Consider the following 15,954-nt stretch of genomic DNA (forward strand, 5'->3'; position numbering starts at 1 on the left):
GGAGGTTTTTGTTCATTGGGCGGCGGCTTTTCACCCTCTTTTCGCCGCGGCAATCTTCCATGCTTCCGCCCTCTTTTCTTTCTAGCGTCCGGCGCTACAACGTTCTCTACAAAAGAAAATTTCAAAGGAATCACATGCAGGGTCTGCTGAAACGCTTCTCCGTCTCGATCTTTGCGCTGGTGCTCGTTCTGCCCCCCACAGCCTGGGCGCAGGCCGAGAAGACCGTGCCGCAAAGCGAGGCACAGATGAAGCTTTCCTTCGCGCCGCTCGTCAAGCAGACATCAGGCGCGGTCGTCAACGTCTATGCCGAGAAGACCGTTCGCAGCCAGTCGCCTTTCGCCGGCGACCCCTTCTTCGAGCAGTTCTTCGGCCAGCGAATGCCGAACCGCACAGAGAAGCAGTCTTCGCTCGGTTCGGGCGTGATCGTAGAGGCGAACGGCACTGTGGTGACCAACAATCACGTCATCGACGGGGCGGACGATATCAAGATCGCCCTGTCCGACGGCCGGGAATTCCCCTGCAAGGTCGTGCTCAAGGACGATCGCGTCGATCTCGCTGTTCTGAAGATCGAAAGCAAGGAGACCTTCCCGACGCTTCAGGTCGGCGATTCCGACGCAGTCGAGGTCGGCGATCTCGTGCTCGCCATCGGCAATCCCTTCGGCGTCGGCCAGACGGTGACAAGCGGCATCGTCTCGGCGCTAGCCCGCAACCAGGTCGTGAAGAATGAGTTCGGCTTCTTCATCCAGACCGACGCGGCGATCAATCCCGGCAATTCCGGCGGCGCATTGATGAACATGGACGGCCAGCTCATCGGCATCAACACGGCGATCTTCTCGCGCGGTGGCGGCTCGAACGGTGTCGGTTTCGCGATCCCGGCCAATCTGGTCAAGGTCTTTCTTGCCTCGGCCGATGCTGGCGCGAAGAGCTTCGAGCGTCCTTATGTCGGAGCGACTTTTGAACCGGTCACGTCTGATGTCGCCGAAGCGTTGGGTCTCGACAAGGCACGAGGCGCCCTTATCGCAAAGGTGATGGATGGAAGCCCGGCGGCCAAGGCTGGCCTCAAGGCGGGTGAGATCGTGACCGCCGTCGACGGCATTCCCGTCGAGCATCCCGATGCACTACTGTATCGGTTGACGACGGCCGGCCTCGGCAAATCCGTGAACCTCTCGGTCGCCGAAGGCGGTCACGAGGCACAGGTCAGCCTGGCGCTCGCGCGCGCGCCGGAGACCGAGCCGCGCGACCAGCGCACGATTGGCGGCCGCACACCCTTCACCGGCGCCGTCGTCGAAAATCTTTCGCCGCTGGTCGCCGACGAATTGCGCATGCCGACGGATTCGACCGGCGTCGTCGTCTCGCAAGTCGAGGACGATTCTCCCGCTGCCCGCCTCGGCTTCGAACCGCGCGACATCATCGTCTCGATCAACGGGCAGGAGGTTAAGTCGACGGGCGAGCTCGCCTCCATCGCCGCTGACGATCCCGGCCTGTGGCGCGTCGAGATCGAGCGGGACGGTCAACGGATACGGCAGTTCTTCCGATGAGCGATGACCTGTTTGCACCGCGGATTCCCGAGGAGGTCGCCAATAGGCGGCCCCTGGCGGATCGTCTGCGGCCGCAGACTCTCGCCGATGTCACCGGCCAGTCACATCTGACCGGCGAGGATGGCATCCTGCGCCGGATGATCGCCTCTGGTTCGCTCGGCTCGATGATCTTCTGGGGGCCGCCGGGCACTGGCAAGACGACCGTCGCGCGGCTGCTTTCGGGCGAGGCGGGCCTTGCCTTCGAGCAGATCTCGGCGATCTTCTCCGGCGTTGCCGATCTCAAGAAGGTCTTCGAGACTGCGCGGCTGCGCCGCATGGATGGCCGCCAGACATTGCTCTTCGTCGACGAGATCCATCGCTTCAACCGCGCCCAGCAGGATAGCTTCCTGCCGGTAATGGAAGACGGCACAGTCATCCTCGTCGGCGCGACGACGGAGAACCCGTCCTTCGAGCTCAATGCGGCCCTTCTTTCCCGTGCAAGGGTGCTGACCTTCAAACCGCATGACGAGGAAAGTCTCGGGGAACTGCTTCAACGCGCGGAGAATGCCGAGAGCAAGCCGCTGCCGTTGACCGCAGAGGCACGCGCGAGCCTTGTCCGCATGGCCGATGGAGATGGACGCGCGGTGCTGACCCTTGCCGAGGAGGTCTGGCGCGCAGCCCGCAAGGATGAGGTCTTCGACGCGGACGCGCTGGTGCGCATCGTGCAGCGCCGTGCGCCGGTCTACGACAAGGCCCAGGACGGCCACTACAATCTGATTTCGGCGCTGCACAAGTCCGTGCGCGGCTCGGACCCGGACGCCGCGCTCTATTACCTTGCCCGCATGTTCGACGCCGGCGAGGATCCACTCTATCTCGGTCGCCGCCTGGTTCGCATGGCGGTGGAGGATATCGGCCTTGCCGATCCGCAGGCGCTGGTGATCTGCAATGCGGCAAAGGACGCTTACGACTATCTCGGATCACCCGAAGGCGAGCTGGCGCTTGCGCAAGCCTGCGTCTACCTGGCGACCGCTCCGAAATCCAATGCAGTCTACACGGCCTTCAAGGCCGCCACACAGGCAGCCAAGGAGAATGGCTCGCTGCTGCCGCCGAAGCATATCCTGAACGCTCCCACGAAGCTGATGAAGGGCGAGGGCTACGGCGACGGCTATCGCTACGACCATGACGAGCCGGACGCCTTTTCCGGCCAGGACTATTTCCCGGAGAAAATGGGTCGGCGGACCTTCTACGATCCACCGGAGCGCGGTTTCGAGCGCGACATCAGGAAGAGGCTGGACTGGTGGGCGAAATTGCGCAGGGAGCGCGGGGGAGGCTGAGGCCTCGCGCCGTTCGTCCGGGACCGGCAGGGGTCAGGAGGTCTTCTGCAGCTTCGCGTTGGCGGCCGGCGCCGATACGATCTTGACCGAGGAATCCGCAAGGCCGTGATGGCCTTCCATGTCGACGATCAGGTGCCAGTGGCCGCTCTCGGGGATGACGATTCTCACCGGCGCTTTTTTCGCCACGCCACCGAGATACTTGAAGTCCAACAGTTCGGTAAAGCGCTGGAAGTTCGGCGCCGTCATCAGGCGCACGTTATTGACCGCGTTCAGGGCCACCTCGATGATGGTCCCGGCGCGCTGTTCCTTGAGGTCATAATGGGTAAAGCGGAAGGCGGGCTTTGGCATCCTGTCTCTTGAGCTTTCGTGACGTCAGGCCTGCTACCATAAGGGCAGGCCGGTTAACGAAAGGTTCGGGAAGCGCGGCTGGCCCGATGTTCGCAACGCTTCCCGCGCCTTGCCCGTCGTTGAGTTCCCCAGACGGGCAAGGCGATGGACACTACTCAGTGCAAATTCGAGCGAGGGTCGGAAGAGGGCGCAAAATCGAGGACGGTGTCGTCCGGTGCGCGGCAGATTTCCGCCGGATCATGATTGCATTCTGCGGCAGCGAAGTGCAGGGCGGCGGCCTCATTGACGAAGAGACCACCGACGCGGCCTTGCCTGTCCTGGACGATCCAGCGGCCCCCGATGTCGCGGCCAACCGTGAAGCGGGCCCGACGCGGAGAACCGGAGGCGAGGCGCTGGATGTGCTGTATGTTTGCCATGATTTTCAAGTCCCTGATGTCATTCGTTCGATCGTTTAGTGGTGGATCCAGCCAAGCAGCAGCTGGATAGCGCCGGCGAGCAGGATGACCCCCACGAGCCGGGGCGCGATTGCGACAAGACCGGCATGGAGCGAATGGAATGGGGCTTGGCTTTCGGCCCGCGCGGCAACCTTGCCGCGCCGGGGTTGAAGCGGGTCGGCTGAAGCGCCGAAATCAGAAATGCGTGACATCACAAAGATCCTTTCAGAGTGCCACCGCACCGGCATCGAATACTTCGACCTCGGTGCATACTGAAGAATCTATTCATCGTTCGATAGGAATTCCATTTGGCGCCAGAGAGAAAAGTATTAAAATCTCATATAGATAGCGCATTTCTATATATCGAACCGGACAAGCGAGCGCGCCTTGCAGCCGCTCATCGGGTCCTTGAGGAAGGGTTCCACGGCGGCGCGGATCGCCGCCTTGGTGGCTTCCTCCGCAGGGACCAGGGGCAGGCGTACCTCGGGGTCCAGGCCCCGCATGAGATGCAGCGCGTATTTCACCGGCACCGGGTTGGTTTCCAGTTCCAGCGCCCTCATGAGCGGGCGCAGGCGATGCTGCAGGGCCAGCGCGGCGTCAAAGTTGCCTGCCTGGGCGGCCTGCTGCATCGCTGAGAAAAGTCGGGGCACGACGTTGGAGGCGACCGAGATCGTTCCGCGGCCGCCGACCATCGCGAAGGCGAGAGCAGTCGCGTCATGGCCGGAGAGCATCGTCAGTCTATTGCGCAGGAGCGGCGAGAGGCCGACGATGCGGCTGATGTCGCCCGTGGCGTCCTTGATGCCGATGACCGTCGGGATCTTCGCGAGCCTCTCGATCGTGGCCGGCGAGAGATCGGCTGCCGTGCGCGAGGGGACATTGTAGATGATCAGCGGAATGTCGGTGCTGGCGGCGACCGCCTCGAAATGGCGGCAGATGCCTTCCTGGGTCGGCTTCGAATAATAGGGTACCACGACAAGGGCGGCACTGGCGCCGAGAGTGGCGGCCCGGCGCGTCCGCGCGATCGTCGTTTCAGTGGAGTTGGTGCCGGTACCGGCGATGATGGGCAGCTTGCCCTCGGCGATCTCGACACAGATGCTGATGATCCGCGTCTGCTCTGCCTCGGTCAGCGTCGGCGCCTCGCCGGTCGTGCCGCAGGCGACGAGACCCGCAATGCCATTGCGGATCTGCCATTCGACAAGCCCCATCAAACCGACATGGTCGAGGGCACCGTTCTTGAAGGGGGTGACAAGCGCCGTAATGGCGCCATGAATACGAGGCGGCGGCTTGCCGCCCTCGGGGAGGTCGATTCTCATGGGTGTGGTTTTTTGGCTCAGAGTACGTGCAGGATCACATACAGTTCGACGCAGGCGAGCACGATGCCGAAGGTTACGAGCAGGTGCGCCGTGCGGCGCTCGCGCATCTGGCGGTTCCGGCCGAGCCGTCTTGGACGGGAAGAGGGCTTAAGCTCGTCGGAGCGGATGGAAGCTTCGCGCCGCTGACCGCCGATGCGCGTGACAAGCGCGGTCGCCTCGGGCGTAGTGGAAAGAATCTGGCGCATGTCGTTCGTCTCTGCATTGGAACATCTGCACTGGAGCCCAAGGGTACGCCCGAAGCGGATAGGAATTCCATTCGCGACGCCTGGCGAAAAAATAGGAAAACCATAAAGGCCGCCACGCGTGCGCAGAGCTGGGCGAGCCAGATGGCGGACTGACTGCGGGAACCGTTCCCGCGAACACCCCCATGAAAGTCAAACGTGCAGGCACGGAGCGGTTCGTTTTTATGAATATTGCAGTATGCTAATACAAACTCGACAGTTGATCACGCTCCAAGGAGGGACGGCCATGGGGAGAGGGTTGAGAGCAAGCTGCCTGGCATTGATGTCGTCGGGACTCGCGACGCTGGCATATCCCGCCATTGCATTTGCGGGACCGATCGATGATCTTGCGGCCGCGGCGAAAGTGGAAGGCGAGCTCAACGTGATCGCCCTACCACGGGATTGGTGCGGCTATGGCGGAATCATCGACGACTTCAAGATCAAATATGGCTTGAGGGTGAACGAGTTAAAGCCACAAATTTCATCCGAGGAGGAGATCGACGCAATCAGGGCTGCGCGCGACAACGCGACAACCCCTGCGCCGGACGTGATCGATGTCGGTCTCTCCTTCGGTCCGGCGGCAAAGCGAGAGGGTTTGCTGCAGCCATACAAGGTGCGCGCCTGGGATAGCATCCCGAGTGCTGCAAAGGATGCCGAAGCCTATTGGTACGGCGACTACTACGGAACGCTCGTCTTTGAGGTCAACGCCAATTTCGTCTCGAAGATGCCCAGGGACTGGGCCGATCTCCTGGCGCCAGAATACCGGAACTCGGTTGCGCTCGGCGGCAATCCTTCGTCCAATCAGGCCGTCCTGACCGTTTTCGCTGCCGGACTCTCGACCTCCGGCGGCAATGCCGAGACGGCGACCGAGCGTGGACTGGATTTCTTTTCCGAACTTCACAGGAAGGGAAATTTCGTTCCTGTCGTCGGCAGATTCGACGCGTTTGTCGACGGGCGCACGCCTATTATGGTGCGCTGGGATTACCTTGCCCTTGGTGACCGCGACAGTCTCGCGGGCAAGATCAGGGTGGAGGTGATCCGCCCTCAGACAGCCGTGGTTGCCGGCGTCTACGTTCAGGGGATCAGTGCCCTCGCGCCGCATCCGAACGCGGCACGGCTCTGGATGGAGTACCTTTATTCCGACGAGACACAGCTTGCTTGGCTGAAGGGCAATTGCCAACCGATCCGTCTGGCGGGCTTGCTGCACGATGACAAGGTGCCGGCCGATCTCAGGAAGGGCATCAGGCCCTCGGGAAGGGACCGTGGAAATCCCGAGCCGTTCTTTCCGACGCTGGAGCAGCAGGAGAAGGCGAGGGATACCATTATGAATGGATGGGGGAGCATCGTGGGTGTAGACATCGAATGTGTTCCGGAGGAACCCGCCCCACTTGGGCCGATGTCCTTCAACATCCCTAAGGCCGCACCAATGTGCCTGCCGCAATGAGGTCGTCTTCTGGCGCTGGCGGCCCGGTCTTGTCCGCACGCCGTTGAAGGCTATCTCGAAACCGGCTCGATCGGTGCGCTGAGCACCACCCTCGTGCCGGGCTGGTTGTCCTGGTACTCCAGTGTGCCGCCGAGCTGGCCCACAAGCCCGTTGATCAGCCTGCTGCCGAAGCCGGTGCGCGCCGAGCCCCGGCCGACGCCTTCGTCGGCAACGATGAGCCGGAATCGGTTGCGATCCTCTGAGAGCGTCACACGAAGGCGGCCCGCCTTGCCGCCATAGGCATATTTGTTGGCGTTGATGACGAGTTCCGTGAGCACGAGCCCTAGCCCGATCGCGCGATCGTTCGGCAGCACGATCGGCTGCAGGTCGCGTACCAGATGTGCTGCCCAGTCCGCGCCGAACGATGCAGCAAGGTCGTCAAGCAGTTCATCGACATAGCGCGCCGCGTCGATCGCCTCGAGCTGGTCGGAGCTATAGAGGCGGCGGTGAACCAATGAGACCGCGGCGATGCGCCGGCAGGCTTCGTCGATTGCGTTCTGCAGCGATGTGTCGTCGGATTCGCGCGCCTGCAGTTTGAGGAAGCTGGAAACCAGCTGCAGGCTGTTCTGGACGCGATGGTTTATTTCGCCGATCAGGAATTCCTTCTGCTGAAGCAGGCTTTCCTTCTGCTCCACGGTGCTCAGGAGCTGCCGGTTCAGGTCGATGATGCGGCGCGTCTGCCACACATTCGTCACCGCCACGCGTAGGTGGCCTGCGGCCTCCACCTCGGGTATCGTCCAGCGTCGGGCTCTCCCTTCGACGATTTCGGTCCAGGCTTCGAAGCTGGCACGCGGGTTGAGGGTGCCGCCTTCGCCCGGCACGACGTGCTTGTGTGGATTGCCGGCCCAGTTCACGACCTCGGTTTCCTCCGCCCGAAACCACAAGACGAGCCACGGTTCGCTTGCTGAAAGCGTTATGGCGAGGAGACCTGCGGCCAAGGGGCGTTCGGCCTCGGGGAGCTGGTATTGAGCAGAGAGGGAATTCGTCGAGAAGAGCGGAAGGCTAGACGTTCTGGCAACCCATGCCGCCAGTTTGCGGACCTCGGCCTCCGACGGGGACTTCCCTCCGCGAACGACCTCGCTGCCGCGCAGCACCGCGACACCGTCGGCATCCAGCATCTGCATGATTTCGTCGAGGTGGTTGAAGATCGCAGCATCGAGGGAGCCCTCGCGCAGCAGAAGTTCGACGATACGGTCCTCAAAGGTCCGCAGCCGCACCCTCTCGCGATAGGCGTCCGTCTCTTCCCGTGCCTTTATCTGGCGCGAAAGGCCGCCGGCGAGAGCGCGGCAGGCAGCTCGCACGTCCGCAGCGATCGGCCGCGGCGTGCTGTTGTGGCAGGCAATCAGCCCCCATAGCGCGCCGTCCTTGACGATCGAGACCGATGCAGAGGCCGCAACGCCCATGTTTTTCAGGTATTGCACATGAACCGGAGAAACGCTGCGCAGCCCGCAGTCGCTCATGTCGAGCGGTTCGTCTTCAGTCCAGGCAGGCTGAAGCGGTGCCGGTTCATAGGACACGTCAGGGATCACCCGCACCAGATTGCGTACATAGAGAGCGCGCGCCTGCTTGGGGATGTCCGAGGCAGGAAAGTGATGGTTGAGGAACGAGTGCTGGCCGGGAGCAGTATCCTCGGCCACGACCATGCCGGCATCGCTTTCCAGAAAACGGTACACCATGACCCGGTCATAGCCGCTCAGCCGCCTGAACTCTCTTGCCGCCGCGTCGCAGAGTTCCCTCAGATCGGTGGCGCGTTCGAAGGCAGCCGCGGCCGACTCGATCTGCGGCAGGAGGGCGACGGAAAAGGCCATTGATCCGGCGGGCTCCAGCTCCACCAGCAGCCGCTTTCCCGACATGTGATAGGCGAGGTCGAAGGTTTCCGAGCTTGCAGGTGGGGTGACCTGGCGCAGCACGCCGGGCGAAGCGCCCTCTATGGCGGCGGCGGCTTCCTCGCCGAGAACGACCCCGAGCGGCCGGCCGATCCAGTCGCCGAGCCCGAGTCGCTTGCCGATCTCCCCGGCGCCGTGCGTCACACGGCCGCTTGCGGGGTCTACGACCAGCAAGATGCCATGTGGCTGTATCGAACCGGGGACGTGGATTGGCTCGCGGTCGCAGACCGTGAGGTCGATATCCTGGGCTTTCAAGGCTCCTCCTCGCACAACACCTGTTCGGCATGATCAAAGCCGCGGATCGCGCCCCTCGTGGCTTCCTTTATGCGGTCCGCGTCGCCGGCCGTCTCGCGTTCGAGCACGGACAGGAAGCCGCGCCAACGGACGCCCGTCGCATGACCATAGGGGTCGAGAAATGCAAGATCCGGATCGTCGATGCCCTGTTCGGCAAGCGCTCGCATGATGTATCTGCCACCGAGCGTGGAGCCTTCAAGGACATAGAGCAGGCCAAGCGCCTCCGCGCGTGACGCCGGCCGGGGGAACGGCGGAAGGGGCTTTCGACCGACAAATGGGAAGAGGAGGTTGGCGCGGCAGCGGTCCGGGAAGTCGAGATCGGGCACGGCCTCGAGTTCCGTCGCGAGCGCTGCGCGCGCCGGAATATGGAGAGCAGCGTACCGCTGAAGCAGCTCGGCCCGCCTCTCCGGATGTGAAAGCTGCGCAACTGCCGCTAGGCGATCTTCAAGTCTCCGATGTGCCTCGCCGGTTGCGGCGCGCATCATTGCGATTGCTGGCGTTGTATCCGCCGCTTCAACTTCCATGCAATTTTCCCACCTCGTCTTGCACGTTAAACATAGGCAAAAACGTCTCGAAGGAAAGGTTTTGACGCTTTGGCCGAGGTACGAGGCAGTATTCTTGCGCGGAAAGAGGCGGACGGGAGCCGGCTCTTCGCCTTTGTGAAGTCCGGTACGCCGTCGATCGAGCCTTCCGCCTTGATCAGGCGGCGGCGCGCCTGTTCTCCTTATCTAGCTGCGTAACCAGCGCAAGGATTGTCTCCGAAACAGGGGTCGGAACGGAGGCGAGGCGGCCGAGCGAAACGACCATGCCGACAAGGGGCACAACTTCGAGCGCCTTGCCGCTGAGAAGATCCTGCAGCATCGATGTGCGCACCGGCCCGATGGCGCGTGACTGTTCGAGCCTCTGCTCCACATTGACCGCAAAGCGCGTGCCGAGTGCCTCGCCGACCGCGCGAACCTCGTTCATGACCTTGCCGACCATGCTCGCGAGCGCCGGGTCGGCCATCAGGTCGTTCATCTGCGCGCGCGTAAGGGCGCTGATCGGGTTGAAGGCGGCATTGCCCATCAGCTTGTTCCAGATCTCGTCGCGGATGAGGGGTGTCGTTGCTACGGTTACGTCCGATCGGGACAGGAGGCTCGCGATCGCCTCCAGGTCGGGCGAGATTTCGCCCGAAGGTTCGCCGAGAATGAAGCGGCCCTTGTTGGAGAGCGTTACCTCGCCCGGCTTCGTGACTTCGGCGCCTTGATAAGCGACGCAGCCGATGACGCGCTCCGGACCGATCAGACGCCAGAGCCTGCCGCCCGGATCAAGTTCTTCGAGCTGGCGCTCCGCATAGCGGCTTTGCGCATCGCGGTGGAAATACCACCATGGAATCCCGTTGAGGACCATTACGACGCGAGTTCCCTGCTTGAGGAGCTTCGCGATGCCCTCGGCCGCGGGGCTGAGCTGATGGCCCTTCAGCCCGGTAATGACCAGATCCTGCGGGCCAAGCTCTGCCGGATCGTCGGTGGCGGCGATCCTGACCTCGAGCGGCTGCGCGGCGTCGGCCTCGAAGAGCTTGAGGCCATGGCGCCGGATCGCCTCCAGATGGTCGCCCCGGGCGACCACCGAGACGGTGGCACCGGCACCCAGACCAGATGCCAGCTTTGCCGCGAGCGCGCCACCCAGCGCGCCGGCGCCATAGATGCAGATTTTACTGATGGGCATATGTCCAGTCTCCGCGGACGTTTCTTCGTCCGACAGACTTAGGTCATCTTCCCAACGGAGGCGAGTGACAATTCCGGGAGGATCGCTGCAAGCACCGCGTCAATGCGCGTCGCCGACCAATTCGCTGCGTCGCAGCTCGTCGATTGCCTCGACAGCATCCTCCAACGACCATCCGGCCTTGACGGCAGCCGCAATCATCTTGACCTCGACCTCTTCCTCAAGGGCAAGGAAGAGCGGTTCAAGCGCCTCCTGTGCCGTCAGGACATGGTCGTGTGCGGGAGCGACGGACGTGGATACTGCTGTCATGGACATGTCGGCGGTCCTCCTCTCTTCAGATGCCGATTTCTTCTAGATGCGCGAAGACGTAGAAATGTTCCTCAAAAGTTTTAAAGTAAACCCATCTTGCCCTTTCGCCAAGCCTCTGCCTTGTTGCGCGGCTAGTCTGAGCTGTGATTCGGTCTTGCCTGACAGACCGAGACCGGGACGGGACATCTGCGCAAAGGAGATTGCGATGGCGAACGCCAGAGACAACGGCATTTTTGAAATGCGGCCGAAGATCATGGTGATCGGCGTCGGCGGCGGAGGCGGCAACGCCATCAACAACATGATCGCCGAAAAGCTGGAGGGCGTCGAATTCGTCGCCGCCAATACGGATGCGCAGGTGCTTGCGACTTCGAAGGCGACGCGGCGCATCCAGCTCGGCGCGCATGTGACCGAGGGGCTGGGCGCGGGCTCGCTGCCCGAAATCGGGCGTGCGGCGGCAGAAGAGTCGATCGACGAGATCATGGACCATCTCTCGGGTTCGCACATGTGCTTCGTTACCGCCGGCATGGGCGGCGGAACCGGCACGGGGGCCGCACCTGTCATCGCCCAGGCGGCGCGGAATGCCGGCATCCTCACGGTCGGCGTTGTCACGAAGCCTTTCACCTTTGAAGGCAACCGCCGCATGCGTACCGCAGACGAAGGCATCGAGCTGCTTCGCCAGGCCGCCGACACGGTGATCGTCATCCCGAACCAGAACCTTTTCCGCATTGCCGACGCCAAGACCACCTTTGCCGATGCCTTCATGACTGCCGACCGTGTGCTCTACGCGGGGGTCGGCTGCATTACGGACCTCATCGTCAAGGAAGGCCTCATCAACCTCGATTTTGCCGACGTCAAATCGGTCATGCGCGGCATGGGCCGGGCGATGATGGGAACCGGCGAGTCGTCCGGCGAGGGCAGGGCGCTTCTGGCCGCCGAGGCGGCAATCGCCAATCCGCTGCTCGACGACATTTCGATGAGAGGCGCGAGGGGCGTGCTGATCTCGATTTCGGGTGGTTCCGACATGACGCTTTTCGAGGTCGACGAGGCGGCGAGCCGCATTCGCGACGAGGTGCAGGACGACGCCGATATCGTTGTCGGCGCAATCTTCGACCGCAACCTGGATGGCAAGTTCCGCGTCTCGGTGGTGGCAACGGGCCTCGACGCCGCCTTGCAGGGTGCCGCTGCTCCGCAGCCGGGTGCCTCGGCAGGCCAGGAAATGGCAGCGCCGACGCGGACGCTGCAGTAGGGCTCGATCCTTCCTTTCCCGGCCGGTTGAAACAGATCCGGCCGGGCTTTCCCCGATGTCTGTTTTCGTGAAATTTCGTTGCTGCCGCGGCCCCGCGCTTGTCCTTTTGCCGTGGCGGTATAGGTTTTCCGAAATCAGGCGAAGACGGGGACACGATGAGCAGCAGCGACCCATACGATATCCTGGGCGTGGCACGTACAGCCTCGCAAAAGGACATTCAGAGCGCATACCGCAAGCTAGCAAAGAAGCTTCATCCGGATCTCAATCCCGGTGACAAGGCTGCGGAAGAGCGCTTCAAAGCGGTTTCGGCCGCCTATGCGGTCGTGGGCGATGAGGAAAAGCGCGCACGCTTCGACAAGGGCGAGATCGACGCCACGGGTGCCGAGCAGCCACAGCGCAACTACTATCGCGAATATGCGTCCGGTGGTGGCAGCGATGAGCGCTATCGCAATAGCGGCGGCTTCGCCGACTTTGGCGATGCCGATGACATTTTCTCCAGCTTCTTCTCCAACCGTAGCCGTAGGCAGGGCCCGATGCGTGGCCGCGACGTACATTATGCAATGGAGGTCGACTTGCTCGACGCCGTAAATGGCGCGAAGCGTCAGATCACACTTCCCGACGGTGCTGCACTCGACCTGCAGATTCCGCCGGGCACCAGCGACGGTCAGACCTTGCGGCTGCGCGGCAAAGGCGAACCCGGCGCTGCAGGTGGTCCCAATGGCGACGCGCTGATCGATATCAGCGTCCGCCCGCACCCGCTCTTCGTGCGCGACGGTGACGATATCCGCATCGAGGTTCCGATCTCGTTGCGCGAGGCGATCCTGGGCGGCAAGATACCTGTGCCGACGCTGACGGGCGCGGTGACGCTCACCCTCCCGGCCAATTCCAGCACCGGCAAGACCCTGCGGCTGAAAGGCAAGGGCGTGCCGAAGAAGGGCGGCGGCAACGGAGACGCCTATGTCATTCTCAAGGTGATGCTACCGGAGGCGCCGGATGCGGAGCTCGCTGCCTTCGCGGAGGGCTGGGAGGCCGGAAAGGCGCAGGATCCGAGGAAGGGATGGGGAGTCTGACTATGGACGAACTGGAATATTGCCACCGCCTCAGGATCGAGACCGCGACACTCCAGCTCTGGATCGAACAGCGCTGGATCGTGCCGGCCGACGGCGAGCAGAGATCGCAGTTCGCGGAGTCTGATGTCGCGCGCGGCAGGCTGATCGTGGATCTCGTCGAGGCCATGGGTGTGAACGACAGCGGAATCGACGTTGCCATGAACCTTCTCGACCAGATCCACGGCCTGCGCGGTAAGCTTCAGGACGTCATGGATGCTGTGCGCGCGCAGGATCCCAAGGTGCAGTCGCTGATCTTCGACTGCCTCGAAAAGGGCGGCTCCCAGCGATAGCGCTTGCGGACTTTGCGCCTCCAGCCCGCACGGCGGGCATGTATCTGGTGCGGCCGCTGCCTAGCTGCCTTTTTACCGTAACGTACTTCATCGGGAAGCGCCGCGATGTCTATCATCCTCCAGGCGACCGGCGTGAGCCGGACCGTTCCTATCGATGTGGACAACTGCAGCGAAAGAGCGCCGGTGGGGACCGAGAAACGAGGCCTTTGGAGGCTCATGCTCAAGCTGCCCGCGCTACGCGGACAGTTGCAGTTGCTTGCGTCACGCTCGCCGTCCCTCGGAAGCCTGTTCGAGGCCTATGATGATGCGAGGACGACGTTGGAACGCCTGCTCGCCGATCTTGGTGCAGACAACGAGCTGATCATCGCTGAGTACGAAAATATCTGCGCCGAGATCGAATCCGAGGTGATTCAGTACTGCCTGGAGCACCATTCCGGTGTGCCAGAATAGCCTCTTCGATCCCCTTGAAATTGACGTCTGCTGGTTTTGTTAGCGATGTCTATTGCAACTATAGTCTTTTGAGGCGATAAAGCGGATGTTGGACCGAGCTTGAACGAATGCGTGTGGGGAGCGGCTATGGGCGCTGAAGGACACGACACAAGGCCTTGCGAAGTTACCGAAGCAGACGCCAGGCTCGAGCTGGAAAGGCTGCTTTCCGATCCAAGATTTCATGCCACGGAGCGGGCGGGCTCGATCCTCAAGTACATTGCGGAGCAGGGATTCATCGGCCATCCCGAGGGGGTCAAGGCCTACTCGATCGCCATCGATGTGCTCGGACGCGCTAGCAATTTCGATGCGTCGCTCGATCCGATCGTTCGTATCGAGGTCAGCCGACTGCGCAATGCGCTCAGCCAGTATTACGAGGCCTTCGGCACGCCGACAGGAATTTTGATAGACCTGCCGAAGGGGCGCTATGTCACCCGCTTCTTGCTTACGCCCGGTGATGACGCTGCCGCGGAAGGAGGTCCACGGGGGCCGGGGCATCGAGCGGAGGCGGAGACATCGACATCGCCTGGCAGCGATCAGGCCGTTGTCACTTCGGTACCTGTCGCCGCGAGCCATCGCCGGCTGCTGCTTGCGGCGTGCGCGCTGGCTCTTCTTGCCGTGCCGATCATCGGAACGACAGTCCACATGATGCGGCCTCTCGTGACCGATCGCCCGACAGTTTCCCTCGCAATGAGCGCCGCTGACGACGCGCTGCAGGCTGATGCGGCCGTCACGCGCGACATGCTGGTCACCGCAATCACCCAGTTCCAGACGCTCCGGATCGCGACGCAGCCTGTGCGGGAGCGCAGTGCGGTCGTGTCATTCGGTGAGATGGCCTCCAACGCCTACGAGATCGATATGAAATATTACCGCGACAGGGCGGAGCGCAGCGTCTGGTGGCAGGTCGTCGACAGACGGTCCGGCGACCTCCTGAATTCGGGTATCGAACGCGTTTCCGGCGACGGGATGTCGGACGCGGTGGCAACGAACGAGCTTGTCGGCATACTCTCTCGGCGCTTTGCGATGACGCGCGGGGTCATCAACAATATCGAGACGCACGACAGCGCTACCGGCACTCTTGGCAACGCCTGCGTATTGCGCGCCGAATACGAACTCGAGGAGGGCGATGCCGAGGGCATGGCCAAGGCGGAGAATTGCTTGAGGCGCACGCTTGCCGGTGACCCGAACGATGACGATGCAATCGCCACGCTTTCGCGCGTACTTGCGGCGGCAGGGGGGGCTGCCCCGGACGAGGCGGCGATATCGCATTCCTTAACCCTTGCGCAACGCGCGGTCGCGATCGCCCCGCTATCGGATCGTGCTCACATGGCGCTCATGGCGGCTCAGTTTCTATCCGGCCGCGCGGACGCGGCGATCCAGACCGGAAACCGCGCGATGGCGCTCAATCCGAACAATCCGGAAGTTTCAGCAAAGCTCGGCATGGTGCTCTTCCTGGCCGGCTATCGGCAGGCCGGCGTGTCCCTGGCCCGGGACGCCGCCCGCACCGTGGACGCGGTGCCGAGGGACGCCATGCTCGTTCTTGCCCTCGATGCCTATCAATCCGGCGACTGGTCGAAGGCGTCCTTGCTTGCCGAGCAGACCAACAGCCACGATTTCCTCGTCCGTGCCGTGCAACTCGCCGCGCTCGGAGAGCTCGGTTCCGACCAGACCGCAAAGCGTCTCCTCCACATTCGCAATCACGATCCGGATTTCGCCCCGGGGTTTCACAGCAGGATGTCGGCGCTTCGGATCGAACCGGGCCTTGCCGCCTCGATCGCCGACGGATTGACGAAGGCGGGCGCAGAGCTGGGAACGACCAAGCTCGCGAAGGCATTGTGAGCGGTTGACCGGCATCTTGCGCGCTTCAGGCTGCGCTTCCGTTTGTCTTTTGCTGACGCTGGCGGAAGGCAGACTAGCGTC

At 62.7% G+C, this 15,954-nt stretch carries 17 protein-coding genes; 8 read left to right on the forward strand and 9 right to left on the reverse strand.

What is annotated here, in order from left to right; all coding sequences use genetic code 11:
• The first annotated feature begins 134 nt into the window (after positions 1–134).
• Both EV286_RS24965 and EV286_RS24970 read left to right on the forward strand, forming a co-directional pair.
• Positions 135–1,538, forward strand: a complete 1,404-nt coding sequence (locus tag EV286_RS24965) for a DegQ family serine endoprotease (protein ID WP_132959888.1) — start codon at positions 135–137, stop codon at positions 1,536–1,538.
• A complete protein-coding gene (locus tag EV286_RS24970) occupies positions 1,535–2,851 on the forward strand; it encodes a replication-associated recombination protein A (RefSeq protein WP_132959889.1) in 1,317 nt (438 codons plus the stop codon). The genes EV286_RS24965 and EV286_RS24970 overlap by 4 nt, the downstream gene beginning before the upstream one ends.
• Before the next feature lie 33 nt (positions 2,852–2,884).
• Here the strand turns inward: EV286_RS24970 and EV286_RS24975 are convergent, their stop codons facing one another.
• The 5 genes from EV286_RS24975 to EV286_RS24995 all read right to left on the reverse strand — a co-directional run bounded on the left by EV286_RS24975 (position 2,885) and on the right by EV286_RS24995 (position 5,191).
• Positions 2,885–3,199 (reverse strand): DUF1883 domain-containing protein, encoded by a 315-nt coding sequence (locus EV286_RS24975; RefSeq protein ID WP_132959890.1) that lies wholly within the window; start codon positions 3,197–3,199, stop codon positions 2,885–2,887.
• 155 nt (positions 3,200–3,354) lie between these two features.
• Entirely contained in the window at positions 3,355–3,615 is a 261-nt protein-coding gene (locus EV286_RS24980) for a hypothetical protein (protein WP_132959891.1), read from the reverse strand.
• Between the two features lie 35 nt (positions 3,616–3,650).
• Positions 3,651–3,845, reverse strand: a complete 195-nt coding sequence (locus tag EV286_RS24985; RefSeq protein WP_132959892.1) for a hypothetical protein — start codon at positions 3,843–3,845, stop codon at positions 3,651–3,653.
• A 144-nt stretch (positions 3,846–3,989) separates the two neighbouring features.
• Positions 3,990–4,946, reverse strand: coding sequence for a 4-hydroxy-tetrahydrodipicolinate synthase (gene dapA / locus EV286_RS24990; RefSeq protein WP_132959893.1), 957 nt, complete (start codon positions 4,944–4,946; stop codon positions 3,990–3,992).
• A gap of 17 nt (positions 4,947–4,963) precedes the next feature.
• Entirely contained in the window at positions 4,964–5,191 is a 228-nt protein-coding gene (locus EV286_RS24995; protein ID WP_132959894.1) for a hypothetical protein, read from the reverse strand.
• Positions 5,192–5,510: 319 nt separating this feature from the next.
• On the opposite strand from EV286_RS24995, the gene EV286_RS25000 reads away from it, so the two are divergent.
• Complete coding sequence (locus tag EV286_RS25000; RefSeq protein ID WP_245500827.1) at positions 5,511–6,671, forward strand: extracellular solute-binding protein; 1,161 nt, start codon at positions 5,511–5,513, stop codon at positions 6,669–6,671.
• A 50-nt stretch (positions 6,672–6,721) separates the two neighbouring features.
• Here EV286_RS25000 and EV286_RS25005 read toward each other — a convergent pair whose 3' ends face one another.
• From EV286_RS25005 to EV286_RS25020, 4 genes are all read right to left on the reverse strand, one after another.
• Positions 6,722–8,851 (reverse strand): histidine kinase dimerization/phosphoacceptor domain -containing protein, encoded by a 2,130-nt coding sequence (locus tag EV286_RS25005; RefSeq protein WP_207909918.1) that lies wholly within the window; start codon positions 8,849–8,851, stop codon positions 6,722–6,724.
• On the reverse strand, positions 8,848–9,414 hold the full coding sequence (locus EV286_RS25010) for a biliverdin-producing heme oxygenase (RefSeq protein WP_132959897.1): 567 nt from the start codon (positions 9,412–9,414) through the stop codon (positions 8,848–8,850). The genes EV286_RS25005 and EV286_RS25010 overlap by 4 nt, the downstream gene beginning before the upstream one ends.
• Positions 9,415–9,589: 175 nt before the next feature.
• Complete coding sequence (locus tag EV286_RS25015) at positions 9,590–10,597, reverse strand: 2-dehydropantoate 2-reductase (RefSeq protein ID WP_132959898.1); 1,008 nt, start codon at positions 10,595–10,597, stop codon at positions 9,590–9,592.
• 99 nt (positions 10,598–10,696) lie between these two features.
• The gene (locus tag EV286_RS25020) at positions 10,697–10,903 is read right to left on the reverse strand and encodes a hypothetical protein (RefSeq protein ID WP_132960049.1); all 207 of its coding nucleotides are present in this window, start codon (positions 10,901–10,903) and stop codon (positions 10,697–10,699) included.
• A 205-nt stretch (positions 10,904–11,108) separates the two neighbouring features.
• Between EV286_RS25020 and ftsZ the strand changes: the two genes are divergently transcribed.
• The 5 genes from ftsZ (at position 11,109) to EV286_RS25045 (ending at position 15,873) form a co-directional block, all read left to right on the forward strand.
• Positions 11,109–12,149 (forward strand): cell division protein FtsZ, encoded by a 1,041-nt coding sequence (gene ftsZ / locus EV286_RS25025; RefSeq protein ID WP_132959899.1) that lies wholly within the window; start codon positions 11,109–11,111, stop codon positions 12,147–12,149.
• Between the two features lie 155 nt (positions 12,150–12,304).
• The gene (locus EV286_RS25030; protein ID WP_132959900.1) at positions 12,305–13,219 is read left to right on the forward strand and encodes a DnaJ C-terminal domain-containing protein; all 915 of its coding nucleotides are present in this window, start codon (positions 12,305–12,307) and stop codon (positions 13,217–13,219) included.
• Between the two features lie 2 nt (positions 13,220–13,221).
• Positions 13,222–13,548, forward strand: a complete 327-nt coding sequence (locus EV286_RS25035) for a chaperone modulator CbpM (protein WP_132959901.1) — start codon at positions 13,222–13,224, stop codon at positions 13,546–13,548.
• Positions 13,549–13,653: 105 nt separating this feature from the next.
• Positions 13,654–13,998 carry a hypothetical protein gene (locus tag EV286_RS25040; protein WP_245500819.1) on the forward strand — a complete coding sequence of 115 codons (345 nt, stop codon included), beginning with the start codon at positions 13,654–13,656 and terminating at the stop codon, positions 13,996–13,998.
• Positions 13,999–14,124: 126 nt separating this feature from the next.
• The gene (locus tag EV286_RS25045; RefSeq protein ID WP_132959902.1) at positions 14,125–15,873 is read left to right on the forward strand and encodes a hypothetical protein; all 1,749 of its coding nucleotides are present in this window, start codon (positions 14,125–14,127) and stop codon (positions 15,871–15,873) included.
• Positions 15,874–15,954: the final 81 nt, after the last annotated feature.

The sequence above is a fragment of the Rhizobium sp. BK251 genome (genome assembly GCF_004345245.1).
GTDB lineage: Bacteria > Pseudomonadota > Alphaproteobacteria > Rhizobiales > Rhizobiaceae > Rhizobium.

What these genes read in the sequence shown, in the direction of transcription:
- EV286_RS24975 (WP_132959890.1), bottom strand. Translation starts at nt 3,199, where the DNA reads ATGCCAAAGCCCGCCTTCCGCTTTACCCATTATGACCTCAAGGAACAG.
- EV286_RS25045 (WP_132959902.1), top strand. Translation starts at nt 14,125, where the DNA reads ATGGGCGCTGAAGGACACGACACAAGGCCTTGCGAAGTTACCGAAGCA.
- EV286_RS24995 (WP_132959894.1), bottom strand. Translation starts at nt 5,191, where the DNA reads ATGCGCCAGATTCTTTCCACTACGCCCGAGGCGACCGCGCTTGTCACG.
- EV286_RS25000 (WP_245500827.1), top strand. Translation starts at nt 5,511, where the DNA reads ATGTCGTCGGGACTCGCGACGCTGGCATATCCCGCCATTGCATTTGCG.
- ftsZ (WP_132959899.1), top strand. Translation starts at nt 11,109, where the DNA reads ATGGCGAACGCCAGAGACAACGGCATTTTTGAAATGCGGCCGAAGATC.
- EV286_RS24985 (WP_132959892.1), bottom strand. Translation starts at nt 3,845, where the DNA reads ATGTCACGCATTTCTGATTTCGGCGCTTCAGCCGACCCGCTTCAACCC.
- EV286_RS24965 (WP_132959888.1), top strand. Translation starts at nt 135, where the DNA reads ATGCAGGGTCTGCTGAAACGCTTCTCCGTCTCGATCTTTGCGCTGGTG.
- EV286_RS24980 (WP_132959891.1), bottom strand. Translation starts at nt 3,615, where the DNA reads ATGGCAAACATACAGCACATCCAGCGCCTCGCCTCCGGTTCTCCGCGT.
- EV286_RS24970 (WP_132959889.1), top strand. Translation starts at nt 1,535, where the DNA reads ATGAGCGATGACCTGTTTGCACCGCGGATTCCCGAGGAGGTCGCCAAT.
- EV286_RS25040 (WP_245500819.1), top strand. Translation starts at nt 13,654, where the DNA reads ATGTCTATCATCCTCCAGGCGACCGGCGTGAGCCGGACCGTTCCTATC.
- EV286_RS25035 (WP_132959901.1), top strand. Translation starts at nt 13,222, where the DNA reads ATGGACGAACTGGAATATTGCCACCGCCTCAGGATCGAGACCGCGACA.
- EV286_RS25010 (WP_132959897.1), bottom strand. Translation starts at nt 9,414, where the DNA reads ATGGAAGTTGAAGCGGCGGATACAACGCCAGCAATCGCAATGATGCGC.
- EV286_RS25030 (WP_132959900.1), top strand. Translation starts at nt 12,305, where the DNA reads ATGAGCAGCAGCGACCCATACGATATCCTGGGCGTGGCACGTACAGCC.
- dapA (WP_132959893.1), bottom strand. Translation starts at nt 4,946, where the DNA reads ATGAGAATCGACCTCCCCGAGGGCGGCAAGCCGCCGCCTCGTATTCAT.
- EV286_RS25015 (WP_132959898.1), bottom strand. Translation starts at nt 10,597, where the DNA reads ATGCCCATCAGTAAAATCTGCATCTATGGCGCCGGCGCGCTGGGTGGC.
- EV286_RS25020 (WP_132960049.1), bottom strand. Translation starts at nt 10,903, where the DNA reads ATGACAGCAGTATCCACGTCCGTCGCTCCCGCACACGACCATGTCCTG.